1 protein-coding gene is annotated in these 581 nt (G+C 71.4%); it reads left to right on the top strand.

The genetic code is table 11. The annotated features are described in order from the left end of the window. The coding region (locus I3F54_RS31935) for an SDR family NAD(P)-dependent oxidoreductase (RefSeq protein ID WP_240122415.1) at positions 1-581 on the top strand (581 nt) is incomplete at both ends.

The raw sequence follows: 581 nt of genomic DNA, 5'->3' as shown, positions 1-581 counted from the left end.
GGCACGGTGTTGGTGACCGGTGCGACGGGGACGCTGGGCCGGGTGGTGGTGCGGCATCTGGTGGAGCGGTACGGGGTGCGGGATGTGGTGCTGGTCAGTCGCTCCGGTCGTCTTCCGGAAGACCTCAGTGTTCTGTCCGGTGTGCGGTTGCGGGCGGTGGCCTGTGATGTCGCTGATAGGGAGGCGTTGGCCGGGGTGATCGCCGAGGTCGCTGCGACGCTGCGGGGTGTGGTGCACGCGGCGGGTGTCTTGGACGACGCGACGGTGGCCAACCTGACGCCGGAGCGTGTGGCGGGGGTGTGGGGGCCGAAGGCGGAGGCGGCCTGGCACCTGCACGAGCTGACGCGTGACCTGCCGCTGGACGCCTTCGTGCTGTTCTCCTCGGTGGCGGGTGTGATCGGCACACCGGGGCAGGCCAACTATGCGGCGGCCAACGCCTTCTTGGACCAGCTGGCGGCCGACCGGCGTGCGCAGGGGCTGCCAGCTCACTCCCTCGCGTGGGGTCTGTGGGAGGAGAGCAGTGGCATGACCGGTCGGCTGGCAGCAGCCGACCGGGCCCGACTCGCCCGCCTCGGCATCGC

Origin of the sequence: Streptomyces sp. MUM 2J, assembly GCF_022414535.1 — a bacterium.
Taxonomy (GTDB): domain Bacteria; phylum Actinomycetota; class Actinomycetes; order Streptomycetales; family Streptomycetaceae; genus Streptomyces.
Note: the sequence above shows the minus strand (reverse complement) of the source record. Positions and strands in the feature narration are given on the sequence as shown.